The organism is Chitinophaga polysaccharea, from assembly GCF_007829335.1.
Classification (GTDB): Bacteria; Bacteroidota; Bacteroidia; order Chitinophagales; family Chitinophagaceae; genus Chitinophaga; species Chitinophaga polysaccharea_B.
This window is the reverse complement of sequence record NZ_VIWO01000005.1, coordinates 23,283-50,186: the sequence shown is the minus strand read 5'-3', so window position 1 is coordinate 50,186 and position 26,904 is coordinate 23,283. Positions and strand designations below refer to the sequence as shown.

Here is a 26,904-nt window from a genome sequence, read left to right as displayed (position 1 = left end):
TATGCAGCGCAATAATTATAGAGAGTTGATACAAGGTGTTAGGAATCGATTAGATCCCGAAAGTAGGGTGTTTACAAAGTCATTGAATGAGGACTTGTCGACGCTCTCGTATGGAGAAGTAAGGGAGTATGTCAATTACGCTATGCGAGCTGTTGATACGGATTATACAGCAAGGAGTAAACAGGCTGGAGAACGAGTGAAAAACCATTTGATAGATGGTGGAATATCGGCTGATTTTAAGTATCAAGGTTCTGTTATGACGGATACGCATATAAAAGGAGTTAGTGATATTGATCTACTTGCTGTTTCAAAACAATTTTATAGCTGTGATAACGCGGGTATAAAAAAAGTTTTGGAAGATGCTGAGGCTAGACGCCGTTATTACACTTCGCAAATAGAGAAACTTAAGAGAGAGGAAGCGGCTCCTCTCTACAAAGGTGATGTATGTTCTGACCTTTGTAGGTTAAGAGTTGGCTCTGAAACTGTATTGTGTGATGTGTATACTGTTTGCGATATCTCTAAGCCAAAGTCAATTAAAATAAGGAATAAGGATTTAGGTAGGGATGTTGATGTTGTTATTGCTAATTGGTATGATGATGTTAATTCCATTGTGAATGACAAAGGTGATAGTCGTGGTATTCAGGTGTATAATAAGCTGCTGAATGTGCGTGGAAAAATTGACTTCCCATTTATGAGTATTGATAGGATTAATTCGAGGAGCGCTGAGACCGGAGGACGGTTGAAAAAGATGATAAGGTTCCTAAAAAACATAAAAGCTAAATCATCATTATCAATCGATTTAACAAGTTTCGATTTTAATGCTATATGCTATTCCATAGCTGTTGATGACTATCAATCAATATCTTTTTATGAGCTTGTCTTTGTGTTACAATATCATCTTACGAGAATTTCCAGTAGTTCATTATTGTCTGATAACGTAAAGTCTGTAGACGGCAAGGAGTATATTTTTAAAGATAATCCCCAAAAGCTTCAGGGGTTGAAAAATATAATCGCTGAAATTGATGTTGTTGCTACAGATTTAAGGACACAAATTTTATAATTATGAAACCAAGACTTTTTTTAGGCTCCTCATCGGAGCAATTGACTACATTAAACGAGATTCAAAAGCTTATCGGCGACGTTGCTGAATGTGTTCCATGGACGAATGCTTTTAGTCTCAACAAAAGTGGCCTGGATTCGCTTATCAAACAGACAAGATTATCCGATTTTGCCATTCTGATCGCGACTAAAGATGATTTGACGAATCATCGAGGAGAGGAGGTGATGAAACCTCGTGATAATGTCATATTTGAGTTTGGTTTGTTTTTTGGTGCGACCGGCTCCGAAAAGTGTTTTCTTTTTGCTGAAGAGGGAGCTGATTTGCCGTCAGATCTTGATGGTATTACTGTCGCCAAATTTACCAGAATTTCTGGTCAGTATAACTCGTTGGACAAGTTGGTTGAAACGGTAAAAAGCAAGATTAGTCAGTCATCGCAGTTGAGTGAATTGGGCTTGTTGCCATCAACTGCCCTAGCTATTGGCTATTATAATAGTTTTGTAAAGAAGGTTTGCGAGGAAGTACATCGAACTCAATATGTAAGTATTGATAGTAAGAAGGTAAAAGTGAGGGACTTTTTAATTAATGTGATTATACCTGAATCTCTTGATGATAATGGGGTTGCTGATTTTACAATGCTTTACAATAGAAAGCATCAGTTACAAAAAGCATCTACATATATCGATGTTGAGATGTCGTCGCAAGGGCGTGGTTATGCATTTCATTTTAAAGTTGAGCCTACACAAGAGGGGCATGAAGAGATTTCATTGCAAATTTTAGACGTTCCTGGCACTCTTAGTACTATCGTAGAGAGTCTGAAGCTGTATATTCCAGCAAAAGAAGTTGGGACCGATTTTGATGTTGAGCGACTTGAAAAGCGTGAGTTGTTTAATTTTGCAAAAACTCTCAAATATTTGGTAGGAAAGAATTCTATAACAAAAGGGAATGTCAAAATTCATACTGACGTCACTATTTAAATTTAAAACTATTACCGGTGTTTGATGTTTCTGCTTCTATAAACAAACAAAAACATCAAACACCTATATATAAGTTTCTTCACGCCATATTGATAATTATTTCATTTTTTTAAAGAATTGTTTGGATATTAAGATTGCAATATTCGATTATTCAAAAAATGAGACAAGCCGCGCAGTCGGGTTTATAAGTCAATAGTCTGAATTCTTACAAACTTGCCCTTCTTTCTTTGGCCTTAATCGGATTGAATGATAGTTTTTTACGTCCTAGTATAAGGTAGAAATTGTCTTCATTCATTCCATCTCCAATATATTCCGATGTTACAAGGTATTTGTTTTCGCAACTACAATGATGATCTTTGTCATAGTCGCCGTCAGAGATAGATATGACAGTTTTGCATTTTTCGCATTTAATATGTGTGGTGTTACAGAACGAGCAATGTCCTACTTGAATAGTAACAGCTAAAGAATCTGTTTTGCAAAGCATCTTTGTCCCCCAATAGATTTCGTTGTAGTGGCCATTGAAATCACATGTTTCGCAATTGTCCCAGTCGAAATGATAAGATGATAGTTTGATATATTCTACAATGTCAATCTTGATACCCTTTGCCATTGCACGATTAAATGCCCCGGTTGTATATCCAACATTGGTTATCAATATTCCCATATTGGCTTGTACATCTTCTAGAAATCCAATAAATCCATCTATTATTTTGACGTCTATTTTCTTATTAAAACACTTACATTCAATAACACCAATAATACTTTTCCCGACCATCGTTCCCTTTACAAGTATATCAACCTGCCTTTGAATTTTGCTGTAAATCCCATCCAGTTTCACATTCAGTTTGATGTCTGTCTTGGGAAATTCAGTTTTCAACTTATCAACAATCTGTTTTTCGTATTTTTTCCAGTCGGACGACATAGATTAAATTTTAATTAGTAGTTTAGTCTTTCTTATGGACAATTTTACAATTCATTTACATTTAGATAAATTTTTCCTGTTTCAATGGCTTTTCTTCTCTTTCGGAAGAGTAGGTCAGTTAGTCCTATCCGACCTTCAAGGATGGAAATAATATCAAATCCGTCCATTATGATTATCGACTTAAAATCAGGGGATATTGCTTCGGGAGTTACTCCATCAATTGTAACTAAGAGGCCTACTGCAGTCTTGAATTTGGTCTCAACTTTGTAGCAAAATGTAGCTAAATCACCTCTGCTTACCTGTGATTTCCATTTCGCCTCGAGTAAATAATCTGCTCCCTGAAAAGTAAATGCACCATCAATTTGCTCGCCATATATTTTAAACGAGCCTTTAGGCTCTAAATCATAAAGAAGAAATAGATCATAAAGGAATTTTTCTAGTTCAAACCCGCGCTTTTGAAAATCTTTATTAGTTGCAATTGAATTGAACTTGTCTTTTAATATGCTTAACTCTTCATTCAAGGATTTATTCTTCAAAATTTTTTTCTCTGATTCAATTTTTCGCTTCTTTGCTTCATCTTGTTCTTTTGTTACTTCAATATATCCTTTTGTGAGTGTTCTTAATTTGCTTACTGCATCTTTAGCTCTTTTGGTTTTAGAGCCATCTTCGTCCCAAAATGCTAAATTGCCGTAGTCGTCAAAATCTGTAACTGCAAAGAATAGGTTCATCAAATCATTCTTGAAAATATCTTGCCTATTCACCATTCGCTCAATTAATTCTTTAACACTTTCTCTTTTGGTAACATTCCAGTTTATTGTTCCAACAATTGCATTGTTTTCAAGAGTCAATTTGATAAAGTCTTGCAGATCTTCTTTTTTCCAATAGATGACAGAAAGGGCCTCCTTTAAAGCCAAAATTGCATGTGGCGAAATTTTTTTTCCGTTATTCATTTCTGAGATCATTTATTGGTTTTCTATATTGAAAATGAGCGTTTGATAGTTTTTAGGAAAGATTTGTGATACTTGTGAGTATTGTTTGGACCTCACCATTTGTAAATTCGGAATTGTTTTGTTGGTTAAAAACCGTTCCTGTTGCTGCACAGAATCTTGATGGTGTCATTGCAGTATTAGTCCCATTTACAACCCTATAGCGAGTATAACTTAAAATACAAGCGGCTTTAGCACGAGTAATGGCTACATATAGTAGTCTGGCGCTTTCTAGAATCAATCCAGGAACTTGGATCGCAAATGGGTTCGGAAATATATTTTCTTCTAGTCCTGGAATAAATACTACATCTGCGCTAAGGCCTTTTGATGAGTGGAACGTCATTATCCTGATTTTATTAGCTGCCACTGCCTGATTAGGATTTTGTTGATTCGCATTTAATCTTTCATTGACAGTATTTATTATTTTGTCTTTTTCCTGTTGCGAGTCCGTTTGTAGAAAATCCTTTAATTCCTCCAGAGTCATATCAGCCGGTAGACCATTAATGAAGTTTTGCCAGCTTGTTAACTCAGCTGTAGTAAAATTATTTATGAATAGATTGTTTATATCATTGGATCTTGTATTAATCGTTTCGTTTAGATTCCAATTTTGAATATTGGCGATATTAGTTTTTGCTTTATTTATTGTATTTATTTCTCGATTAGTAAAAACTCCTGCTGGTAATTGATTGTAGAATATGTTTCGATAATTTAAATTATTAGCAACAACTTTATCCGTAATATTATTGCAAGTTGTTATTCCAATTCTTCTTGGAGTACCTAAAAGAACGCGATGTGCAACGTAGTCAGTATTGTCATCAATAATTCTTAAAATTGATTGAAAGAATCGCCCATGATTCGTGTCTTTAAACTCATCTCTTTGGTTTGCATCATATCCAATATTCAAGCGATCTAATTCTGTTGTAATTTGTTGAAGTTGTGCTCTTTTATTACTGATTAGTATCATTATTTTTTGAGGCAAAACTCCTTGGTTTATCAAGCTTAAGCAAGAATTTGCTATATATCTGGCTTCTTGGGCAGGACTATTGAAAATATTGGATTGTGTAAATCCGGGATTAACTGGATTAGACGCTAAATAAACTGATGTTAGATTTTTGGGTATTCTATTTGGTGCAGGAAAGTTAGTAATTACTTGCAATGCCGAAGTAAGTATTGAAGAGGTACATCTGAAACATGCATCTAATATATGATTAGAGGAGGCAGGGTATTTATTTGTGAAGTTTTGTATTCCTTGTGGATAAGCATGACGGAATGAATATACACTTTGATCGTCATCTCCAGAAATAAAGACATTTACCCCTCGTTGTACTAATTCATTAATAAAATCAAAATCGCAGCTGTTTAAGTCTTGAACCTCATCAACTATTAGGTGTTGTATACCGAGAACAGCAACCGGATCGATTAGTCCTGCTTGAATTTGTTCAACGCATGTGCGAACAATTTCTCCTGGCAAAACACAAGAATAAGCCTGTGTTCTTGGTGTATAGAAAGCCGTAAAGGTATTTCTTTCTACTTGAGTTACAGGATTTATTATTGCAAGGTTGGGTGGATTCCAAACACCTGTGCTCCAAAAGGCTTCGTGATCTCTTCTTATTTCCCCACATCTTTTGGAGTTAAGGTTTGCAGTTTTGGAAAATTCTGCATCAAATATTTCCGAAAGCTCCCAATCATCCATAATTGTTGGGCTAACAGGATATCGATTTAAATTGCCTGTTTGTCTAAGAATGTATAATGCAAGGGAGTGAAGTGTGGAAACTCTTACGTTGTTTACTGTTGGTTGATTTTTTCCAATGCAAAAATTGTATATTCTTTCCTTTAGATCTTTTGCAGCTGCTCTTGTAAAGGAAATTGCGACAATGCTTTCGGCCGGGATGTTTTGATTTGCTAGCAGCCAATATACCCTGCCCTCAATAACAAACGATTTTCCTGTACCTGGCCCTGCAACCAGTCTGATGGTTTGATTTCTGTCTTGAGCAGCTGCGTCTTGAATAAGCTTTGCATTCTGCAGTTGTTGTGGTGTAATAGCCATATTGTAGAACTATAGGTATTAAGATAACAAGTATTTAATATTATATATATGGTTGATTTTGTAGGATATTGGGTGTTGGGTGTTGTTTAAACATATACACAATATACTTTTTTTGATTCAAAGAACAGACAAGAGAGTAGGTGAAAAATTGTACTAGCTGGGTGCTGTAAAGCTATTGGCTATCAAAGGTCTCACTCCGGCGTCAGTCGGCAAAAAGGGCGCCAGGCCCTCGCTTGCCCCTTCCGCTGCGCTACAGGGGCTGCGCTCCGTCCTGTCACCCTTTTCGCGCTCCCTCCGCCTTCGTTCGGGCAGCTCCCGGTCTGGCTAAGGGCTGTTTTTACAATTGGTGGCCTTTATGCCCGCCATTCCTCCGCTGCCCATTTTGTCCGCCCCCCGCCCGCCACCCCCGGCCTTTCATTTTTGATTTTGCCGTCCGCTGGCGCTCCCGGCCAGACATAGGTCGAAGGCGCGGCCTGCTGCGGCTCGCCCTCGCTTGGCCCTTCCGCTGCGCTCCAGGGCCTGCGCTCTGGCTACCGCCGCCGCGGCCGGGGGTGGAGGGGCGGCGGGGGCGGGGCGACAGTAATTCTATTTAGCGGGAGATTATAGCTGCCCAACGTTTGTACCCTGATCAACAGCTGGGAGATCAACGGGGAGAATAAAGCGGAAACCATAATGGGACAGCATTTAAATGAAAAAAGCGAAAAAGAAGAAAGCAAAATTACCCAGCACCAGGTGGATCTACCAAAAGACTACGGCATAAAGCTTTAGAATATATTTTCAACATTTTATCCTGCACCAGCGACATCAAGCCATCGGACGACATCACCCACGCATTTATTCCGTTTCCTTTTGGTAGATCCACCTGCGCTGGGTGCGAAGATGGCTTTCTTTTTTTCCCTTTTTTCTTTTAAAAGCTGCCCCCGGGGGCGTTTGAACACCAACCTTTTAACCCCCTAAACACAACCATTATGTTTTACATCAAAAAGTTTGTTACCTACTGGGCCATCTACAATTGTGCTAATGGCGCCAGCCGTTTGCTCACCACACGCGAGCAGGAAGCCGTTGCCCGGGAGTTTCCGGAGTTGGCCTGCCGGCAGGTCGTCATGGTGTACTTTGCAACCGTAAACAGCATAAAACTAATGCCGTAAACAGATAGGCCCGGGATCACCCCGGGCCTATCTGTTTACTTTCTTTAAAAAAGCGGTTCTTTCACGCTTCGCCGCCTCCTGACCGCAGCGGTTCTCCCAATGGATCGGCCCCGACCTTCCCCGGCACGCAGCCCCCGCACCTGGTTAAACAGGTGAATCATCATGAAACAGAAGCCTTCCGGCACAGCAAAATATTGCTGATCTGCCATACCGGCAAGCCTTTACTAATGCTGTTGTGAATTTGGGAAAAAGAGGTGGGGAGGGTTAGCGCCCTTTTAGGGCTTTTTGTTCCAGGTGAAATTTTTCCCTGGCTTCTTTCAGGTCTTTCAACAATAAATCAGGATGGCCCCAGTACTTCAGGCTTAACTCTTCCCTGATTTTTCTTACTTCAGCCACTGCGTCATACTTTTTACTTTTTTTCATGGTCATTTGGCTTTAAGATTTCCCGCGGGGTCCTGATTTCAATTATGCGGTACCCCATACGCAAATTTATAGAATTATACAGTTTAATCCGGTCAAGGTTTACAATATGTTTAAAGTTCCAGCTGGCGAGGATATCAGCCCCGTGCAACGTAGCCAACGCGATGTGCAGTGCATCGTTATAACATTTATTGCTCAGGGCTCCTTCCGCAATATAGGTTTCCGCCAGTTTAATCGCTTTGGGATGCCCTTTGATCTCAATCTTATAACGGTTCGGAATTTCCGTTAATTTGGCCTTTACTTCATCTTTCGCAGGGTCCAGCTCCATCATCACTATATCAGACAAAAGCAGCTTTTTTATACCTAATCTGAACTCATTAAGCAGCGCGTTGCTGTGTTCTTTAAATTCCTTATCAAAACAACCTCCAATAACTGAGGTGTCAGTATAAACATGAATCATAAAAAATGGTTGGAGAGGTTAAAAACAATGTTGCATTCCCGGTTTGTATTCTGTTGGGGTAACTATTAAATACGGTTTTCGCTGCCGGACTAAGTCGGCGCTTTGCGGTGTTTCATTAAATATGGTTTTGGGTTAACAGTTAATTGCTGGGTTCCTGTGGGCGGCGGTTCATGATACAGTCCGCCCTCAGTCACCTAGTGTTCAGGTGGAGTTGTCCTATTTCTGCCAAAATGGTTTTTCTGGAGGCGCTTTGCGGGTAATTGTAATGATCAGTTTTCGGTTTTCAATAGCAATAGAGATACTGTCTCCAATGTCAAAGCCGGCTCTTTGCAGCCAAATGCCGGATAGGTTTAACCACGGTACTTTTATCCAGTGACAGAGGCGTTCCGAACTTTTATAATGCAGTTTGGCTTTTCGTTCATTTGGCTGGTTTTTCATAAAGTTGATTATTTTCTACAAATATAACTAAAATGTAGATAATTATAATCTTTAAATGTCGTGTTTTGTAGAGTTTTAGGTCATTTTATTGTCATAAAAAGTTGATAATAATCTACTTTTCCGGCTTTGTTAGTTCATCATGCTGCTTCTACTTCATATTAAATTTTAAATCAGTAGTTTAGCGCGAAAATCATCCATTATGACGTTTGGTGAAAAAGTTACCATAGCCAGAAAACAAAAAAAGTTAACACAGACGGAGCTGGCCGATGCGACTGGCACATCGCGGGATATTATAGGGAAGTATGAACGCGATGAATCAAAACCCTCAATTGAAATAGCCGCCAGAATTGCGGAAGTCCTGGACAGTTCACTGGACTTTTTAATAAGAGATATTAACCGGGAAGACGCACTAGCAGAGAAAATCAAACAACTTTCGCCGATCAATAGAGAATACGTTATGGCTGTAATTGAAGCATTTGAAGCTAAAGAGAAATTACAAGGCAAAAGATAAAGGCTCCCGCTTGCGCGGAAGCCTTTACACCAAACAATCCCAAAGGTAACCACACCTTAGCCGGGAAACGATTTAACAGCGGTCTAACCGCCTTCTTTTGACACTGCTGTCTGGCTGACCCCACTCATGACAGTACCGGCAACAGCAATATAACCGGCAATTTTGACGATGATCGCAGGGATAGCGGGAATGCCCATCAGGGCGCCGCTAATCGCTGTCAGGATCAAACCTATATTGCGAACCTTACTGAAAAAAGGCGGTGTTGATGCAGTGAGTCGTTGTGCAAGTTTCATACACACAATTTAGAAGTGAAGAAAAGCCGGCCCATACAGGCCTGTTATTATGGGTTTGGTGCTGCCGGCATACCGGAGATGTCTACCAGCGCCAGCGCATTATAAGCGCCGTTTTTAAGGCTATACAAAGCCCCGTTAACTTGCTGGTAAAACTCTACACCTAAAGCCAGGAACAACGGCTTAGTGGTGTTGTCTGTCACGTTTACGGTCAAAGCCATGACGGCAGTAGGGGTGGCATCGATGGGCAATTCAGCACTTGCCGCACTGCCATTGATGAACGTTTCTGCCTCGAAGTCGATTTCCGCACCGGCTGCCAAAACTTTGAAATGGGTAGCACCTGCAGGAGCGGCCACCATGTTGACAGGAACGAACGGCGGAATATCGACAATCAGGGTACCGGCAGCGCGATCAATGGCCGTGGTAAACGGGGCGTACAACGTACCGCCCAACCGGGCATTACTGTTGAACTCAAAACTTTTGAGCAACTCTGCCTCACCGTCAATGACGTTGCGCTGGCCGCGTACATTGGTTGCATCTGCCTGAATCACCTTCACCATTTCGCGGGTCAGGCGGGATGACATATAGCTATCCCCGATGTTCAAGAGCAGCGCCCGGAAGGCTGTACGTAACAGCTTACCGGCCTTGCCGGCACGACCGAATTCCGCGCCGTTTTCACGGGTCCGGATAAACGCCGGATCTGTTGCGATCCTGCTGGCATCTATGCCACCTTTCTCACGTGCCAGGTGTCCGGCTTTCGTTTTGTAAAAGGTGATATTGCCGATTGTTCCTTTCAGGGGAATGATTCCACTTTGTCTTGCCATATAGAAACAATTGAATGATAGAAAGGGCTGTTTACTTAGCCAAGCCCGTTAGGCTCGCATCTGCGCAGAATGCGGTACTTTTGCGGTAACCACCCCAAACCTAAGCCGGCATTTTAACCCAGAAAAATTTCCATTCCGATTATGCCATTTTCGCAGAAAATAGTACCTAACCGCATAGTGATTTATGCAAAAGATGTGATGAACATTACCGGCAGGAGTGAGCGAACGGCCCGAAAAATCTTGCAGCAGATAAGGCAGGCCAACGGGAAGAGGAAAGGGGATATGGTAACTGTGGCTGAGTTTTGTCAATTTATCAAAATAGACGAAAATCAGATTTCGGCCTTTTTGCTATAGTCATTGGCTCGTCTAATCCTTATCAAAGGCATATTTACTGTTAGGAGACTTGTCGAGTCACTACGCGTTTAAACGGTATTTTGTATTAAATTGGAGGTTCAAATTGCCAAGATGAAAAATGAGCCTAATAAGAAACACCATTATGTGCCTGTTTGCTATTTGAAAGGATTTAGTGAAAATGGAAAGAGCTTATTTGTGTATAATAAAAACAAGAATAAGTCATATTCCCAATCGACAAAAAATGTGGGTTGCGAAGAGGATCTATACACTGTTAAGGATAAGTTTATAGCAAAAGAAAAAATGCCTACTTGGGATGAAAAATACTTTGAAAAGCAGTTTTTTTCTTCTGGCATTGAAGCTGAGTATGGAATACAATTAGCGAATATTAAAGAGAAGGCGACTAGATGGATATTGAATCCTAATAAGGACGCGGTACTAACTAGTTTGGAGAAAGAGGAGCTATCACTTTCTATCGTAGTTCAATTCCTTAGACTACCAGAAGTAAGCGAGAGGTTCTATAAAATGTACAATTCTGCAAACCGCAAAAGACTGGATTTAATCAATGCTTTTTTTAAAGCCGAGAATCCAGAGTGGAAAGATTCAATGGATTTGGTGCAAACTAATGAAGATAGGGAGCAAAAAGCTGTTATTCATGCTCAAATTTACACTAGTCAGCAGCTCCTTGATGAAGGCCGGGAAATACTTCTGAAAAAAGCATGGGGGTTTATGGTATCTTCTAGCAATGACCTTTACACTTCAGATTATCCTATTGCGACCATTTCTCAGATACCCAATCAGCCATTCGTGTTTCAGGGGTTAGGTATGAAGGGCGCCCAAGTATTGTTCCCTTTAGCAAGTAACATCTTGCTTTCCATGTATGATGTTGAGTGCTTTGATAACAAGAATTTTGCCTTAGATTCTTTTGTTCCATTGACAAACAGGATGCGAGATAGAAACAATTTATATCAATATGCTTTCGCCAACAGGGACGTATATAGCGCACGTAACGATTTTAGTGTGATAGTTACCGCAATAAAAGAAAATGGTGGTAAGCCATTGAATTTGCAGCGACCAGGGGTTACTGTGGCCTGAATATTTATTTCTCAGCATTATTCGCTGGTTTTGTTTTTTAGTTGAACGAACTCTTTTGATATAACCCCTATTGCGTTCACGTGTTTTATATAGGCTAACAGCTTGCATTAAATACGAAGCAATATTCTTGCTGAACTTATATACTTAAAGGCGATTATTTGATTTTATGAAAACTGAAAATATTTTTTAGCTATGCGTTTAAATTTCGTACATTGAATTTTATAGCTTGTTATTCATGAAAATTAGAACGTAACATTACCAAGATCGGATTTATCACGAAAATCGGTTGCGCAAGCCTATGGTTGCAGATTCACAAACGTTCTTCTGCGTTTTGATGAAACCTAGGAAGATTCAAGACCCAAACACATTAATCCCTACTATCAGAAGAAGATGCACTTGCAAGCAAAAATTCCTTCTTTGTCCGAAGGAGTGAAAGTATACTAAGTATGAAATTAGGATTTGAAAAGTGGATGGAAGCTCAAAAGCTTCCTAATGCAGCAGAACCACTATTGTTAGACGCGATAATCTGTTACAAGACATCCGCTTACAGAGCGTCCTTATTGATGTCCTATCTTGGCTTTTTAGTGATAATTAAAAGTCGTATAATGGCTGGGAACAAGCCTCCATTACTACCGCAACAAAAGTGGCTTGACAAGTTGGCCGCCCTGCGAAATGAAGACCTCTGGGAAGCCGAAGTTTTCAGTGCCTTACAGAAAAAGGAGACAACAACGGGTTCTGGGTCAAGCCGGACAAGAACAGAAGACCCTTTTTTCCCGCTAAGTGATGGATTGCGCCAGCAGATTGCCTACTGGAAAGATAGGCGTAACGATTGCGCGCACAATAAAGATAATATCATTGTTGCGGGACATATAGAGGCATTTTGGACTTTCATGATAAGTAATCTTCCTAAAATAACCATCGAAGGAGGGATGGCATCTTTGTTAAATCAGTTGACCGTATATTATGATCATAATCAGACACCTGAAGGAACTCCATTAACCCCACTTGTTTCATCGATTTATTCATCCGTAGATCAAACAGAATTACCTTATTTTTGGAATGAGGCATTTAAAATAATCGAAGCAACCTATGATTGGTCTTATAAATCTCGCAATGGGTTTATTTTCGAAATTTTAAAATTGCCAGCCATTTCGGTAAAAGAATCGATGTTAGACTACCTTAAGTCTGATCATGATAAATTGTTTCATTATATAGACGAATACCCTGAGGTTATTCAACTATTGAACTATACATCACAGGAAATTCGAAAACTGTGGAAAACTCAAATTCTGCAGCGAAATAGTTGCATTAAAATATATGCTTCTCTACTAAGAAATAATTTGATTCCAGCCAATGAGATTCAAGAAGCGAATGATTTTTTTGCGACAGAGAAGCGATATTCGGACGATCCGCTTGACAGGGAAATATTAAGACATAATGGCTATGATAGAGCTCTTTATCAGAAATTATTTGTAGAGCCAGACAGAAGCTATTACAAATTCTGGAATACGCTTAATAACGACTCCACAGGTTATCGTCAATATATTGAATACTTACCGATAAATAAAGAGATTGTGCAGTTTGTTTGTGAAGAACTAAGCAAATCATGGTTCTCATTTTACCTTGCACAAGGTCTGGATAGCTTATTCCAGAATAATGTTAGTAAAAAGCAAGAGTTTAGAAATATCGCTATAGCAGAATCAATTGTTATTCCGGACAAGTTGCCATCATTAAAGTAATTCTTATCCAATTTATAACATTAATTGGCATTTACTCACTATGAAATTTTCAGAATTCAAGATTACGAATTTTAAAGGGATTGATTCGCTAACTTTAAATTTAGAGAAATCTCCCGAAGCCAATATATTTACTCTTGTTGGTTTGAATGAGAGTGGAAAAACTACAATATTAGAGGCTATTGATCTATTTAGTCCGTTAAATAAAGAACTAAAAGCACTGGAAATCCCTGGCTCTGTTATAAAGGATCCGAATTCAATGATTCCAATTAGCAAGCGTGATAATTTTAACGACAGAGTTAGTTTAGCCTTTAAGTTATCAGTTGATGAGGACGATTTAAGAAAAATTAACGATTATGCTAAGGAGCATACGGAGTTTAAAAAGGTGTCTCCTAAACGAGACAGAAACTATTTAACATACTTCAGGCATTATAACTTTGAGAATTCTAAGTTTAAGGACTTAGATTCAAAGTGGAGTGGCTTTGAAGGTGTTTTGAAAAACGGATATAAAACGGTTGATATTGGAGATATTAGTTATAATCATGTAAATACTAAGTTGGCAACTTTTTGTCGTAGTTTGATTCCAAGTATTTTATATTTTCCCAATTTTTTATTTGATTTTCCTTCTAGAATATATTTAGAAACCAAAGAAAATCCTTCTCCTAAGCAACAATTTTATATTGAACTAATTCAAGATATTTTATATTCTTTGGATAATTCAACTAACATTAAAACCCATTTGGTAGAGAGGATAAAGAATAAAGAAAGACAGAGTTTAAATCGGCTCGTTCAGAAAATGGCCGTAAAGGTAACTGATGTGGTTTTTGAGGCTTGGAGTAGAATCTTTAAGCAGCAGGTTTCTGCGACAAGAATAGTTATCAACTATGCTTCAGACGATGAGGATTTAGCATACTTGGAAATTGACATTGAGGCGGATGATGGAATATACTCAATTAATGAGCGTTCTTTAGGTTTTAGGTGGTTTTTTATTTTTCTATTGTTTACTCAATTTCGACCATTTAGGAAGGATACTCCCCAAAATGTCATTTTTCTTTTTGATGAACCTGCATCTAATTTGCATCCAAACGCACAAAAACAATTATTAAAGAGTTTTGAAAACTTGACATTGAACAGTAAGATAATTTATGCAACTCATAGCCATCATTTGATAAACCCCAACTGGCTAGAGAGCACGTTTATTGTTAGAAATGAAGCATTGAAATTTGATGCTACTGATAGTTACAATGTTAAACAGACAAATATTTCTATTAAAACATATCGCGAGTTTGCTGCCGCTCACCCGCACAATACAGCTTATTTTCAACCTATTTTAGACGTTTTAGATTATAGGCCTAGTGATTTAGAAAATATCTCAAATGCAGTTTTCTTAGAAGGGAAAACAGACTTTTATGTGTTAAAGTATTTGAAAGAAGTGATTTTAAAAATCCCAGGAGACATTGCTTTAGTTCCAAGTACAGGATCTAGTAACTTAAATACACTAATTAGCCTATACATGGGCTGGGGAAAGGAGTTTATTATATTACTTGATTCGGACAAGGAGGGTAAATCTCAGAAGACTAAGTATATTGATAGCTTTGGGATTATTGTAGAGCAACGAATCTTTACGCTGGATGATATTGATGCTTTTTGGAAGAAGCATGGAATTGAAAAGCTCTTTGATCCCAGCGAATTACTATTGATTCAACAAAAATCATTTCCAGACACAACAAGGTACGATAAAACAAATTTCCATAGAACTATACAGGAATTACTGATAAATAAAATAGAAGTACCTTTGTCTGTTCAGACAATGAACAATTTTAGAAGACTTATTTCATTTTTAACAGAAAAGGTCAGGGACGGAAATTGAATCCATTTCTGAAGTCTTGAGTACATAATAGCTGCTTTTGGTAGGAGAAGGGCCTGCATCGTCTCAATGGATCATGCGCACTTAAAGGCTACGATTCGTTGTGTTTCTTCTGATAAGCACAACAAAATATTGTTGATCTGCCGTGTTAGTAAGCTTGTATTATTGCGTGCATTTAAATTCAACAGATTATGATCTGTTTTGCAACGATTCAGCAAGGGTTTTCGTATATTTGTACTGTTTACAAGTTCTTTCAAACCCTCACAAAGTAAGCTATTTCACGAGTCTACAAAATCGTCTACAGTAGCTAATAAATCCTCGAAAAGCGGCGGCAATTAAGCCTTTGATATAGTCCCAGCGGGATCACAGACAACTTTCAAAACCTGCGCTGGTCGCAGGTTTTACTTTTTTAGTCGAGCGTTTAGTTGAGTTCCTTTTATATAACCCCGATTTCTTTCCCGTACTTTATACAGGTTAATCAGCTTTTACTAAGATACAAAGAATCTACTGCTTAAAGTTGGCAAATTGAGGATGAGAAAAAACAATTATAATCTAGCAGAAGAACTGGTCGATCGAGCCAGTTTGAGCATGACAGTATCATTCCCATCTTTATACCGCCACTCCATGTGATTGTCGTCCGCATACCTAACACCTATCAAAATGGGAGCCTTTCTCTCAAATAAAATTATTTTGATACTATCTTTTCCCCTTTGAAGGAAGTATTCTCCGTTCTGCGCTCTTTTTTCTTCAATGACATAAGGATTGGGAGAACACGTGATCCTCTTATAGCGTTCGATATAAATGTTTTTCCAATCAGTGCTATCAGTGAGCCATCTGTGAGAGTCTATAGTTTCGTTATTTCTGATTGTCTCTGTTACTTCCCATTTACCTGCAATCTTTGGCTTTTCTAATACGAAATACGTAATATATATGATGAATGCGAAGCTGGACCCAATAGTCAGCACTCGAAAAATTTGTTTAGCTAATCCATTACCTGCGACTGTTTGCTCAAGCGGTTGGAATAATGCCGGTTTTATAATTTGCCAATGCAATAGCAACAAATACAATAGAGCTGTCGTAAAAAATATGGCATTTCGCGTAGCAGCAGCAGGTATGTCATAAAATATATCAATTAATACAATATTAGTCATTACGGGTAGTAATAAAATCACAGCCAATAAGGTTGTGCGTCGGAAAAGCAACAAAACTGACCCCATGATTTGAAGCCCAGCTATAGCGCAGCTAAGCGCGTACGAGTGACCAAAGTAATTCCATGTAAGTGAATATCCTGATAGCTTGCTAACTATGGTATCATTTCTTACATAAGATTCTGCGAACTGCTGATGAAATATTTTGCCAAAGCCATAGCCGCTTATTTCAAGCGCCAGCCAATAGCGTATGATTGTAATGAACCAAGCGCGTATCTTTTTGCTGCCGATTTCCTGTTTATTCTCCCTGCGTTGCCAGTATATTGGAAATACTATGACGAAAGCTAACCCGGCAAGGATCAAAATAGGGTTTAGGTATTTGTAGATAGTATTATTCAGTGCAAAATTGGGGATCATGGAGAGACGGAAATAAACAACAGAAGAATAACTATTTACTATTGCTATGGTCACAAAAAGCGTAATAGCTAATTTAGACCCAAAAGAGGTTTTTGAGGCAATGGGAATCATAAAGACCGATTTTCTATTTAAAGTAAAGAAAAATAGTTATAAAGCGTAAATTATTAAAAAGAAGTAATTCACACCGTAGAGAGATAAAGAACACCATTCAGACCGAGGCAAATTTAACCTTCTAGTATTTACTATTCCCATTGCATAGCTCAGGTGGAAAGTTGTGTAAGAAAAATTTGGAAAAGGCGTTTCCCGTTTCGTAAATTTAGGAAGTATAAAAATTCTATCACCAAAAATAAAAGGAAATGAGAAGTACGAATATGAAGTGGTTGAAATCCTTTTTCACCTTTGACCTCCCCGTTAAATACAGCTACATTTATTCCCGTTTTCGTAGAACCCATGAAGGTCAGCGGGATATTTATGCCAATTGGCCAGCAGAGGCAACACGCAGCCAGTTGATTAACGAATATTGGAGTAATGCACTTTGGCATTATTTGCTGCTGGTTGGTGTAGCCGCTCCTGCTGTTTGGTTTTACAATGGTCAATTGAATGGTATGCATATACTTGTCGGTGTGACGTTAGGTATAGCCGCGTATCTGCCATTGTATTTCCTTCTTTACCGGCCCATTTTTACCAGTGATTTTCTGCCAAAGCTGGAAACGGTGATAGCAACGTATGAAGGCCGTGAACGTGCATTGCTGGAAAAGTGTAAACAAGATCAGCTAACCAACCGGGCCTTGGTGCTTTTTTTCTACGCATTTGACAAAGCCAGCAAAGCGAATTACCTAACTCCCAGTGATAAATGTGCAGACCTGTTACACAAAATTTTCGGGTCAAGCCCTGATGGAATCAAAAAGGCACTTGACCTGATCTTTAAGAAGGATAAGAGGGCCAAATTGGAACATCGCCATCTTGTAGAGGTCAGCAAAAGTTTTGAAGAAGCCTATGCTGTCTTAGAAGCAATGCAGTTTGATGAAGGTATCCAACGGCTAAAGCAGTTGGAGCAACAATTTCAAAGGCCCTAATATCATTGATGAAGACACGGCCAAAACCCTCCTTTTCCGCCAAACAAGTATACTTAACCCGTTTTCTTTTTCCTGAGCAACCATATTTGCTGTATAAATCGGTATAATATGGAAAAGAGAGAAAGAAGTGTGCAGACGACAGCGCCAATACTGTTCCCGATGGAGCCGGAACAATTTTGGCAAATGCTGCGTGTATTGGTGCGTGAAGAAGTCAGCCAACTGGAAAGGCAGCCGATACGTATCCCGGCATATGATACCCCCGGCCTCACCTATAAACCCCTCTACAAAATTGGTGAGGTCTGTCAACTATTTCAGGTTACCAAGCCTACCATTTATGACTGGATAAAGCACGGCAAACTAAAACCGTACAAAATCAGGTCGAGGGTCTATTTCCTTTGGAACGACATTCAGCAATTGTTGCAGCCCGGAGAACAATCGGAAAGATGACAATCAGCGTTGCTACCGGTCGCGGAGATGGGGCGGGGCTGCTCTACGCAGGCCCGCCCGCGAAGACCGAACGGGCCGCCTTTGGCATCCCGTTCAGGGAGATGGTACAGGCGGCGTTGCCACCTGTACGCGGAGATGGGGCGGGGCTGCTCCACGCAGGCCCCACCCGTGAAGATTGAACGGGCCGCCTTCGGCATCCCGTTCGCGGATTCGGAACGGGCTTCGCTCCGTTAGCGAGCGGTGTTTTTGCTGCGCAAAAACCGCTCGCCCCCTTTCTCCCGTTGGTCGCAAGGGGGAAGTGCGGAGAGCTTAGCGGAGATTGTACAGGCGGCGTTGCCACCTGTACGGGAAGATCGGGCAGGGCAGCAAAGCTGCCAGCCCTTGAAGATTAAAACGTAGCTGATATGGAACAGACACAGGAAAAGAAGAAAGGCAAAGGCGGCAGACCCGCCAAAGCCGTGAGGAAGGAAATACGTACAGGCGTGAGGTTTACCAAAGCCGAGTATTTTATCGTTAAGGAGAAGGCCATTAATGCCCGTATGCGTTACACTGGCTATATCCGTCAGATGGCATTGTTTGGAGGCGTTATAGCCCGTTTAAATGACGAAGAACGGGCATATATCAAACAGTTGATAGGAATGGCCAATAATATCAATCAGGTATCAAAACAGGCCCACAAAGAGGGGATGTTGAGCGCGATGCTACTTTTTGAAAGTTACCGTCAGCAGATTGATAACCTTTTAAACTGGTTAAAGCGTGATAAGTAAAGTAATAACCGGTAAATCCTTTTATGGCTGCTGCCGCTATATCTGCGCCGATGAACAGCGGGCGGAAATACTGGAAGCGGAAGGGGTGAGAGAGTACAGCTACCGGTATATGGGGCATGACTTTGAAGTGAACCGGCAGCAGTTACCGGATAAACGAAAAGCTGTTTTTCATGGCATCCTTAGCTTTTATCCTGGTGAGCAGTTAACCAATGAATCGATGGCACAGATTGCGCGGGAGTATCTGGAAAAAATAGGCATCACAGATACCCAATATGTGATAACCAAACATACAGATACCAACCACCTGCACTTGCACATTGTCGCTAATTTGGTTAATAACAAAGGGCAGTCGATCAGCGATAGTTGGATAGGCTTGCGTGGGAAGAAGGCCGCGCAACAGCTTACACAGAAGTATCAGTTAATTCCTGCTATTGAAAAGAAAATAGCCCTTACCAACCTACAAGCCCTTAACAATGAAGAGCAGGCCCGTTATGAAATATTTCAGGCCATCGAATCAGCATTGCACCGCTGTAAAACCTTGACAGCACTGGAAAAGGAGCTGACGAAAAAAGGAATAGATATACAGTATAAGTACAAAGGAGATACGCAGCAACTACAGGGGATTAGTTTCAAAAAAGGCTTGTATGCCTTTAAGGGTAGCAGCATCGACCGGAAGTACTCTATAACAGGGCTACAAAAGGCAATGTGGCAGCAGATGGCACAGGAACAGAAACCGCAAAACAGGCGTGGATTGCGCTTGTAACAGTAAATCTATTTAAAAATGAATTAAACTATGTATTATGAATGAGTTGCTATTGCAGACGATTGTAGACAAGTTAAATAAAGTTGATGAAGGTATCCGGCAAATAAATAGCACAGCGCCGCAAACACCAGACTACACGGAACAGTTAAAGGGTGTGGGTACTTCTTTAGAGCAGATAAAAACAGATGTAGCAGGAATACCGGAACGAATGAAATTCCCTTCGGCGGCAGTTTATGCACTATCGCAACATCTTGAAGTAAATAATGATCTGCTGAAACGTCCGCCCATACAAGAAATCAAGCATCATCATCATTTACATGCGGGGGTAATCGTTTCCGCTTGCCTGTTCATGTTACTTGTCTTAGGGGGCGTATGGTTATTCAATACCCGCTCAATGCTACAGGACTACAAGGCCGGGGATATAAAATACCGTTACGTATTGCTACAGGCTGGGAAGCCCTTACGCCCTTTCTTGTCTAAAACGGATAGCCTGTATCACATAAACCCGCAAGCCTTCCGGGATAGCGTTATAAAGTGGGAGGATGAAAGGGAACGCATAGCAGCTATGCTACGAGAAGCACGGGAAAAGGAGGAAGAAGCAGGCCAGTTAAGGAATAGAGCAGGAAAAATTCGTTAACGCATATTTGTCCGGGGGAGGCGCTGCTGCCGCGCCATCCCCCTAGCCCCCTCCCGGCAGGGGTTTCAAACAATGGGGGAACGTGTTTTGTTGTTGTTCCTGTTATCTTACCATCAAGATAGAAAACATGAAAGCCACTACTTTTAGGCAGTGGCTTTTATTATTTTGATTGCTATGGTATTTTATTTACCGCCCTTCTTCTCATTCAACAGCTTCTCAAGCATTTCTACCCGATCACGTTCGGTCTGCAACAAACGCTCATAGAGCTTTTTGTTTTCTTCAATCGCCTCTACATATTTATCCAAAGGGTTAAAAGTCGGGTTATGATTTACCATATAACCGGCTGCCTGCTGATTATTGGTAAAAGTATTTGATATAATGTTTACAGCTGCTTCTTCGCTAAAGTTCTTTATAGCTTCGGCAGATACACCCAACACCTTTGCAACCTGATCAATGACTTCAGGCTCTACCTTCTCCTTTCCTTCAAGCAAGGAAATTTTCTTTTGTGTCCAATCATCACCTAAGTCAGAAGCCATAGCTTCTTGGGTTATATTCAACATTTCCCGGAATCGCTTGATATTCCGGCCTTCATGGATGCTTTTGTTCATAGTAGTAATGCTCATTAAACAAATATAAGATTTTTCTACTGCTAAAATATGCCTTTATCCCGGATAATTTACCTGATAAAATACTTGATTATCCCCATAAACTATGCTAGTAACGAATTGATTATGATTTTATTACATCTGATCTTGCATCCATGTTTAAATAACCTCCAAAATTTAAGTTATGGAAGAAATAGAAAAGATTCACCTAAGCCCGCCATTTAATGAAGATGAGTGGCTAAGGCTGGTTTTCCTACTTAGCGACACGCAAAACTGGCTAAACGAATTGGTTAACGCTGCTATGATCAGCGTACCAATGAAGGACAGAAAAAAGTTATTCCGCAGATCTTATTATATCAGTGTCGGGGCGCTGGCTCATATTATGGAAAGGCATCATTTTAAAATTCCCAGACACCCCAGTGTCAGTAAATTCACTATTCCGGTAGTGGAAATTTTGGCCTTGCTCCGGGATGCCAATACAGAGCCGGTTGAACAGGTTGCCGGGGCTACCTACCTTAAAAGGGTTATTGATACCGGGAAAACAATAGGCCACGACTTTAACCAGCTTCCTACCAGCCTTTTAACCGTTTTAACGGATAGCGGGGGGCGCATCCTTACAGCCTTTCCCGGTTGCATGAAGTCACAAACCAGTATTTCAAACTTATAAATCCCCAGCTATGTATTTTACTACTCCCCGCGCGTGGGATAACCTTCCCCTGCGCTTAACAACAGAGGAAATCCGCGACCCGTACGAAGTCATACACGAATACTATTCTGCGCATGATATGCCACGGGCAAGGCAAATTTTGAATAAGTGGTTATGTTCAACCAGTAAGGAAAAGCCTAGCAAGCTATCGGCATCCGGGCTGCAATTCTTTTATGAAAGAACGGAATTACTAATTGAAGCCGCCTTTTTGGTTGAACAATTGGACAACAGCGGAAGGAAAGCGATCACCATACAAGGCGAAGATGAAGAAGAAATTGACCTGATGAACCCCCGGTTATTTTGTGCATGGATTAGGCAGAGTAAAGGGGAAGCCATAGCTTATCGTGAAGTATGGGAAAATTTCCCTAGAAGCCTTACCTATAAAGAGTTTTTAAACCCATATCAGGTGTTAGGAAAATTCTTTTCCTTTCTTACATTGGGGGAATGGCGAGAGTTACTCCGTGAATTGTTTTCTATGGGCATATCTCGGAGAACGTTTCTTGATGAAACATTAGATTTTGATATGTTGGGCATAAAAAAGCATCTCGAAAAACTCATCGAAGCGGGCCACCTGATTGATGTTAGGGAATATCGTCAATCTTTTTACGATAAAATAATTAATGAAACCAACCAGAAAAAGGATGAAGCATGAGGACTATAGTGGGTTACAGAAGAAAAGGAGCGTTTGGGATTCAAACGCTCTTTTTTTGAGCTTACATTGTTTGAAACTCTGTTAGGATCTTTCTTGTTACGGATATATATTATGAATAATTGTTGTGCGAAATGTCCGAGAGTTAAATTTTTTGAAAAAAATCGTATAGTGTAAAATAAAAAACATAACTTTGACTATACGAAGTAGATTTTTATGCAATTCGGAGACAAAATAAAAGAACTAAGACTTAAAAAAGGCTTTTCCATCCAAGGACTTGCCGACTTAGTCGGTGTTTCCAAACCTGCTATTCAACAATATGAGGATGGAACAATCACTCCTAGTAATAAGGTATTAAAGAAAATATCAGAGGCTTTAGGTGTTAGGGTTTGGCATTTCTTTTCCGCTCCGCCACAGTCGATAAAATTGATTGAGTTTAGGGATGGTCATACACTCCAAGATGAGGAAAAAGAAAAAAACACAATAAGAGAATTGATAGTGACAGTTGCCCAGAAATATTTGGACCTTGTCACAATAATGAATGAAAGAATTTTATTTGATAATCCGGTTGCTGATACTGAAATAAGCACTAATAGTGATGTTGAAAAAGCGGCTAAAAAGCTGAGAAAAAAATGGAAAATAGCCGATTCTCCAATTGACGATGTGACAGAATTTCTTGAATTGAAAGGGTTTATCATTTTGACAATTGAAAGACCTACAGGTTCTTCTGGGGTTTGTGGTTACATTGAAGATACTAGTGGAAATATACCTGTAATTATAGTGAACACATTCGATGACCCAGAAATAACTAGGAAACGATTTACAATTCTTCATGAATTAGCTCACCTGCTATTAAGGTTTAGCTCTACTCTTACAAAGAGGGATCAAGAAAATATGTGTCATTACTTTGCAGCAGCCATGCTTCTACCCGATGAGGTGTTGATATCAGCGATCGGAAAGGATCGGACATCGATTTCTCTTATAGAGCTTATTTCATTAAAGGAAGCCTACGGAATTTCCATTCCTGCAATCATCATACGCGCAAATAATGTTGGAATTATAAATAACATAACAAAAGATAATTGGCTACAGACTTATAATATTTGGAGAGATAGCCAAATGAGCCTTGGAAGATATACTAAGAGTCTTGAAAAGCCTGCTCGAATTGAGAACTTGATTACTAAGGCTATTGCTGAAAAAAGAATAACATGGGAAAAAGCAGCAGAATTGACTAATACGCCAATAGATAAATTGGAACAAATGTATAGAAATGGAATGCTAGAGATCAAATGATATATTTTTTTTACAATATAGACTTATTGATAACGCTTGACAGGTGTGGCTTAGTCAAACCAATTATTGATAATGGCTGTAAAATAATCATTTCAGAGTTCAGAATTTCTTATTACTCTTTGGAGAAACAAACATTGATCAACCGTATGATCGGGGCTGGCATAGTTGATCTTGTTGATGACGGAGCAGATGCACTTGATTTTGCAGAGACGCATTCTAGTTATATGTCTCACATCGGAAAGGGAGGCCTTTTAGTGATTCACCTGTGCGTGACTAATTCATGTGTAATGGTAATTGAAGATGAGTTTCAATTTTATAGAGAAATCGCCGCTAACTTTGGTGTTAACTCTGTTTCACCTGCTGATTTTTTTCGTCAGAACATAGAAGACACGCAGCGTCGTGAGTTTTTAATGAATGTATTTAAATAGAGGAAAAATATAAACTACCAAAAACAAATAATGCCTTAAAGCGGGAACTTATAAGGCATTGTCGTAGGAATGTTTTTAAAGCAGTAGAAAGCTTAGCAGGGGTTGGTACCCCCTCGCATTCCAGCTATTGTTGATGATTTTTCAGACCACAAAGGTAGTAGTTTATTTGAAAAAACAAACTACTTTTTCAACAATCAGCCACAAATCTACCGGCTTACTGCTCTAACTCCGTGATGTACGAGAGCAATGAATTACTAATAACTAATTTTATTGAAATGCAGATCGATGGAGCTCTAATAAGGGAGCAAGGAGTGACTTTTGCCATAGTGGTAGTAAGAGCCTATGTGCTAAGTAGTATAAATGAATGCGAGAATGCTCGGCAAAATATTGGAAGGCTTTTTCCGGGTGTTCCATTGATTTTGATGGCCCAAGATGGACGAGGGAGACCTACTTACCAGGGTAGAAAGGACATTGTCAACTTTTTATCAAGAATTGATCCTTCTCGTATTCCTTGGAAGAGATACTCTTTCAATTAACAATTTATTTAGTCTTAAAAATGTTTAACTATGGCTAAGAACGGCAAAGTCGGTGATGGTCACCGCAATGGAGCAGTAAAGGAAAGAACCCAGACTTATAATCCTAAAACAGAGGTTTGGATAAAAAGAGATACAAATACAGGTAGGTTTATAGATGGGAAATCAGATGGAAAACCTTTCAAAGGAGTAACAAAGGAAAAATAAGCATGCAAGGATGAACAGCTCTAACTGTTCATCCTTGTTTACCTCTTAAAAAGCAAAAGGATGTTTGATATATCGAAACAAAAAGTCAGTGTCAAATGTGGATGCGGCAGAAATCATCAGGTTACATTAAAGGACGTGACTACTAGGAGGACCGTACGATGTTCTTGTGGAGTCAATATACAATTGGAAGATGGTAATGGGTCCGTAAAACGAAGCATTTCTGATACGAACAAATCCTTTAATGATCTTGAAAAAGTGCTAAGAAGGTTTGGACGGTAATTTTTTCAACCTTCAATAGTATTATTAGGATAGGTAATACGGGGAGGGGTAAAGCCTTCCCCTTATTAGTTACCCTACATTTTGCAAAGCCGCGGCAGATATGCCGATATCACCTCTTTTTTCCCATATTTCCCGGATCTTCCGGCTTGCTTCTTCAGGGGTGATCCTGATATACTTGTAAAAATCACGCAGGCTTTTATGGCCGCTGATCTTCATTATAAGCTCGACAGGAGTTCCCGCCAGAAATTCATTGGTGCAGAATGAGCGGCGGCAGGTGTGAGAGGTAATCCACGCATATTTGGGCTTTATCTGTACTATATCCTTATTACCTTTTTTGTGGGAGAACTTTATTAACTCACAAATGCCCGCCAGTTGGGCCACCTCTTTGATATGGCGGTTAAATTCAGGATTGCTTACAATGGGGATCTGGCGGTTAAAGCGCCTGATCAGTATTTCTTCTGCTGCATCTCTTAACGGTATAACAACCCAATGATCAGATTTTTCCTGTTTCTTATATAGTGACCCTTTCCGCACGTCCTCCGGTTGTATAGAGGAAAAATCGGAAAATCTTAAACCAGTCAGACAGCCGAGAACAAACAAATCCCGGTATTTAGCCAGGTGCGGTTGTTCGGAAAGGTCTATTTGATATATTCGGGCGATTTCCGCCCATGTCAGATACACGGCGTCTGCTTCTTCATCCAGTATTTTAAAGTCCGATAAATCAATCGGGGAGATGATTTTACGGCGCATCCTATCCCGCAGGAATATACGTAGCTGTTTGATGGTTTTGCCAACTGTAGAGGTTTTAAGCCCTTTAATTTGCTCTCTTTTGCCGTTAATTATTTCCGATTTGCGGCGCTGTACATAGTCATAAGTGAGGTAGTTAACAAGGCTTTCATAGAGATTAAAATCAAAAGAATCAAATGTAATAGGAGCTTTCCTGTATTCCTGAAAGACTGCCATATGATCTTTCATGTTTTTGTAGACATTTAGCATACCCTTAGAAACCTTATCCCGCTTACATTTGATATAATCTTCAATCTGAAATATCAGCTCTAAATTTGTTTTGGGGTTGAGGGCCGCCGCCTGTTTGGCCTTTTCTTCCAATGTGGCCGTGTCAAAAGCCGGGTGAAAGGTTTTCTTTGCAAAGGCAGATATATCCTGTATTTTCTTTTTCACCGCATGGGAAATAATATCACTTGCCTTTCGTAGAAGGGCTGCCAGTTGGCTGTTTAGATCGTCAGCGGCCCCGTATGTTGTTGGGAGATCGGCGGTAATACGGTGAAACTTCCGGTTCCAGTATTTGGGAGGAATGGCTATTTCTGTATTCAGGAGAATGGTTTTATCCCCGCAATACTGGATAAAAACGATACAGGTGCCATCTTTGCGCATTTTGCCCTTTGGGCAGATTAGTTTGATTGGTAACAGCATACTCAAAAAATTTTAGTCGAGTTTTTAGTTGAGTTCAATGCTGTTAACCGATATAAAGGTAAGGCGTAAATTTTTTTATTGATGTTATAGAATGTTGAAAATCAGAACTTTAGAATTAAGTTAGGTAAAGACCTATAAACTTAAAAAGGCTAAACGAAATCCCAGCGGGATCACTTAAGGAGACGATCAATTTTGATCGTCTCCTTTTTTATTTCAACCAACTTGCTGTTTTACAGCATCTTATAGATGGATTTGCAAACTTTAGAACGGTTCGACTTTTTGTGTGCACATCATTCTCTAATTCGTGACCATGCGAATATATCATCCCTTTAATTACTTTAAATAATAATTTAGTGTTCGATTTCCTTCTGGGGAAAATTATCCGAAGG

The 26,904-nt window shown here is 39.7% G+C and carries 29 protein-coding genes; 18 read left to right on the top strand and 11 right to left on the bottom strand.

Translation table 11 applies throughout. The features are described from left to right. The first annotated feature begins 1 nt into the window (after window position 1). Together FHW36_RS17195 and FHW36_RS17190 are read left to right on the top strand one after the other, a co-directional pair. Window positions 2-1,060 carry a nucleotidyltransferase family protein gene (locus tag FHW36_RS17195; RefSeq protein ID WP_222429111.1) on the top strand — a complete coding sequence of 353 codons (1,059 nt, stop codon included), beginning with the start codon at window positions 2-4 and terminating at the stop codon, window positions 1,058-1,060. Window positions 1,061-1,062: 2 nt separating this feature from the next. Continuing rightward, window positions 1,063-2,034, top strand: a complete 972-nt coding sequence (locus FHW36_RS17190) for a TIR domain-containing protein (RefSeq protein ID WP_145670812.1) — start codon at window positions 1,063-1,065, stop codon at window positions 2,032-2,034. Between the two features lie 205 nt (window positions 2,035-2,239). Here FHW36_RS17190 and FHW36_RS17185 read toward each other — a convergent pair whose 3' ends face one another. Genes FHW36_RS17185 through FHW36_RS17175 form a run of 3 tightly spaced genes read right to left on the bottom strand, consistent with a single transcriptional unit; the run spans window position 2,240 to window position 5,989 of the window. Continuing rightward, window positions 2,240-2,956 carry a restriction endonuclease gene (locus FHW36_RS17185; protein WP_145670811.1) on the bottom strand — a complete coding sequence of 239 codons (717 nt, stop codon included), beginning with the start codon at window positions 2,954-2,956 and terminating at the stop codon, window positions 2,240-2,242. Between the two features lie 44 nt (window positions 2,957-3,000). Next, window positions 3,001-3,906: a hypothetical protein gene (locus FHW36_RS17180; protein WP_145670810.1), complete on the bottom strand. Its 906-nt coding sequence runs from the start codon at window positions 3,904-3,906 to the stop codon at window positions 3,001-3,003. Window positions 3,907-3,958: 52 nt separating this feature from the next. After that, window positions 3,959-5,989 (bottom strand): ATP-dependent helicase, encoded by a 2,031-nt coding sequence (locus FHW36_RS17175; RefSeq protein WP_145670809.1) that lies wholly within the window; start codon window positions 5,987-5,989, stop codon window positions 3,959-3,961. A 968-nt stretch (window positions 5,990-6,957) separates the two neighbouring features. Between FHW36_RS17175 and FHW36_RS17170 the strand changes: the two genes are divergently transcribed. Beyond that, on the top strand, window positions 6,958-7,137 hold the full coding sequence (locus FHW36_RS17170) for a hypothetical protein (protein WP_145670808.1): 180 nt from the start codon (window positions 6,958-6,960) through the stop codon (window positions 7,135-7,137). A 264-nt stretch (window positions 7,138-7,401) separates the two neighbouring features. Here the strand turns inward: FHW36_RS17170 and FHW36_RS30570 are convergent, their stop codons facing one another. The 3 genes from FHW36_RS30570 to FHW36_RS17160 all read right to left on the bottom strand — a co-directional run bounded on the left by FHW36_RS30570 (window position 7,402) and on the right by FHW36_RS17160 (window position 8,455). After that, window positions 7,402-7,560, bottom strand: a complete 159-nt coding sequence (locus tag FHW36_RS30570) for a hypothetical protein (protein WP_186452497.1) — start codon at window positions 7,558-7,560, stop codon at window positions 7,402-7,404. After that, window positions 7,547-7,903, bottom strand: a complete 357-nt coding sequence (locus FHW36_RS17165; protein WP_145670807.1) for a PIN domain-containing protein — start codon at window positions 7,901-7,903, stop codon at window positions 7,547-7,549. Before FHW36_RS17165 ends, FHW36_RS30570 begins: the two co-directional genes overlap by 14 nt. Before the next feature lie 330 nt (window positions 7,904-8,233). Next, window positions 8,234-8,455: a SymE family type I addiction module toxin gene (locus FHW36_RS17160; protein ID WP_145670806.1), complete on the bottom strand. Its 222-nt coding sequence runs from the start codon at window positions 8,453-8,455 to the stop codon at window positions 8,234-8,236. A gap of 199 nt (window positions 8,456-8,654) precedes the next feature. Here FHW36_RS17160 and FHW36_RS17155 point away from each other — a divergent pair, with 199 nt between their 5' ends. Continuing rightward, window positions 8,655-8,966, top strand: a complete 312-nt coding sequence (locus FHW36_RS17155) for a helix-turn-helix domain-containing protein (protein WP_145670805.1) — start codon at window positions 8,655-8,657, stop codon at window positions 8,964-8,966. Between the two features lie 83 nt (window positions 8,967-9,049). Here FHW36_RS17155 and FHW36_RS17150 read toward each other — a convergent pair whose 3' ends face one another. Together FHW36_RS17150 and FHW36_RS17145 are read right to left on the bottom strand one after the other, a co-directional pair. After that, a complete protein-coding gene (locus tag FHW36_RS17150; RefSeq protein WP_145670804.1) occupies window positions 9,050-9,259 on the bottom strand; it encodes a hypothetical protein in 210 nt (69 codons plus the stop codon). A gap of 47 nt (window positions 9,260-9,306) precedes the next feature. Next, the gene (locus FHW36_RS17145; RefSeq protein WP_145670803.1) at window positions 9,307-10,080 is read right to left on the bottom strand and encodes a hypothetical protein; all 774 of its coding nucleotides are present in this window, start codon (window positions 10,078-10,080) and stop codon (window positions 9,307-9,309) included. Window positions 10,081-10,545: 465 nt separating this feature from the next. Here FHW36_RS17145 and FHW36_RS17135 point away from each other — a divergent pair, with 465 nt between their 5' ends. The 3 genes from FHW36_RS17135 (at window position 10,546) to FHW36_RS17125 (ending at window position 15,132) form a co-directional block, all read left to right on the top strand. Further along, window positions 10,546-11,526 (top strand): DUF4238 domain-containing protein, encoded by a 981-nt coding sequence (locus tag FHW36_RS17135; RefSeq protein ID WP_145670802.1) that lies wholly within the window; start codon window positions 10,546-10,548, stop codon window positions 11,524-11,526. Between the two features lie 446 nt (window positions 11,527-11,972). Continuing rightward, the gene (locus tag FHW36_RS17130; RefSeq protein ID WP_145670801.1) at window positions 11,973-13,265 is read left to right on the top strand and encodes a hypothetical protein; all 1,293 of its coding nucleotides are present in this window, start codon (window positions 11,973-11,975) and stop codon (window positions 13,263-13,265) included. A gap of 40 nt (window positions 13,266-13,305) precedes the next feature. Beyond that, on the top strand, window positions 13,306-15,132 hold the full coding sequence (locus tag FHW36_RS17125; protein ID WP_145670800.1) for an ATP-dependent nuclease: 1,827 nt from the start codon (window positions 13,306-13,308) through the stop codon (window positions 15,130-15,132). Window positions 15,133-15,674: 542 nt separating this feature from the next. Here the strand turns inward: FHW36_RS17125 and FHW36_RS17120 are convergent. Continuing rightward, window positions 15,675-16,805: a hypothetical protein gene (locus tag FHW36_RS17120; RefSeq protein WP_145670799.1), complete on the bottom strand. Its 1,131-nt coding sequence runs from the start codon at window positions 16,803-16,805 to the stop codon at window positions 15,675-15,677. A 245-nt stretch (window positions 16,806-17,050) separates the two neighbouring features. On the opposite strand from FHW36_RS17120, the gene FHW36_RS17115 reads away from it, so the two are divergent. From FHW36_RS17115 to FHW36_RS17090, 6 genes are all read left to right on the top strand, one after another. Further along, window positions 17,051-17,770, top strand: coding sequence for a hypothetical protein (locus FHW36_RS17115; RefSeq protein WP_145670798.1), 720 nt, complete (start codon window positions 17,051-17,053; stop codon window positions 17,768-17,770). Between the two features lie 108 nt (window positions 17,771-17,878). Continuing rightward, window positions 17,879-18,217: a helix-turn-helix domain-containing protein gene (locus tag FHW36_RS17110; protein ID WP_145670797.1), complete on the top strand. Its 339-nt coding sequence runs from the start codon at window positions 17,879-17,881 to the stop codon at window positions 18,215-18,217. After that, window positions 18,214-18,396 carry a hypothetical protein gene (locus FHW36_RS17105; protein WP_145670796.1) on the top strand — a complete coding sequence of 61 codons (183 nt, stop codon included), beginning with the start codon at window positions 18,214-18,216 and terminating at the stop codon, window positions 18,394-18,396. Before FHW36_RS17110 ends, FHW36_RS17105 begins: the two co-directional genes overlap by 4 nt. 225 nt (window positions 18,397-18,621) lie before the next feature. Beyond that, entirely contained in the window at window positions 18,622-18,984 is a 363-nt protein-coding gene (locus tag FHW36_RS17100) for a plasmid mobilization protein (protein ID WP_145670795.1), read from the top strand. Next, complete coding sequence (locus tag FHW36_RS17095; RefSeq protein WP_145670794.1) at window positions 18,974-19,747, top strand: relaxase/mobilization nuclease domain-containing protein; 774 nt, start codon at window positions 18,974-18,976, stop codon at window positions 19,745-19,747. Before FHW36_RS17100 ends, FHW36_RS17095 begins: the two co-directional genes overlap by 11 nt. Window positions 19,748-19,784: 37 nt before the next feature. Then, window positions 19,785-20,384 (top strand): hypothetical protein, encoded by a 600-nt coding sequence (locus tag FHW36_RS17090; RefSeq protein ID WP_145670793.1) that lies wholly within the window; start codon window positions 19,785-19,787, stop codon window positions 20,382-20,384. 182 nt (window positions 20,385-20,566) lie between these two features. Here FHW36_RS17090 and FHW36_RS17085 read toward each other — a convergent pair whose 3' ends face one another. Then, a complete protein-coding gene (locus FHW36_RS17085) occupies window positions 20,567-20,992 on the bottom strand; it encodes a helix-turn-helix domain-containing protein (RefSeq protein WP_145670792.1) in 426 nt (141 codons plus the stop codon). 181 nt (window positions 20,993-21,173) lie between these two features. Between FHW36_RS17085 and FHW36_RS17080 the strand changes: the two genes are divergently transcribed. The 5 genes from FHW36_RS17080 (at window position 21,174) to FHW36_RS30565 (ending at window position 24,805) form a co-directional block, all read left to right on the top strand. Further along, complete coding sequence (locus FHW36_RS17080; RefSeq protein ID WP_145670791.1) at window positions 21,174-21,656, top strand: hypothetical protein; 483 nt, start codon at window positions 21,174-21,176, stop codon at window positions 21,654-21,656. A gap of 10 nt (window positions 21,657-21,666) precedes the next feature. Continuing rightward, a complete protein-coding gene (locus FHW36_RS17075; protein ID WP_145670790.1) occupies window positions 21,667-22,347 on the top strand; it encodes a hypothetical protein in 681 nt (226 codons plus the stop codon). Window positions 22,348-22,560: 213 nt separating this feature from the next. After that, complete coding sequence (locus FHW36_RS17070; protein WP_145670789.1) at window positions 22,561-23,637, top strand: helix-turn-helix domain-containing protein; 1,077 nt, start codon at window positions 22,561-22,563, stop codon at window positions 23,635-23,637. 119 nt (window positions 23,638-23,756) lie between these two features. Then, complete coding sequence (locus tag FHW36_RS17065; protein WP_145670788.1) at window positions 23,757-24,065, top strand: hypothetical protein; 309 nt, start codon at window positions 23,757-23,759, stop codon at window positions 24,063-24,065. Between the two features lie 566 nt (window positions 24,066-24,631). Continuing rightward, entirely contained in the window at window positions 24,632-24,805 is a 174-nt protein-coding gene (locus FHW36_RS30565; RefSeq protein ID WP_186452496.1) for a hypothetical protein, read from the top strand. A 348-nt stretch (window positions 24,806-25,153) separates the two neighbouring features. On the opposite strand, the gene FHW36_RS17055 is transcribed toward FHW36_RS30565, so the two are convergent. Next, window positions 25,154-26,515, bottom strand: coding sequence for a site-specific integrase (locus FHW36_RS17055; RefSeq protein WP_145670786.1), 1,362 nt, complete (start codon window positions 26,513-26,515; stop codon window positions 25,154-25,156). Window positions 26,516-26,904: the final 389 nt, after the last annotated feature.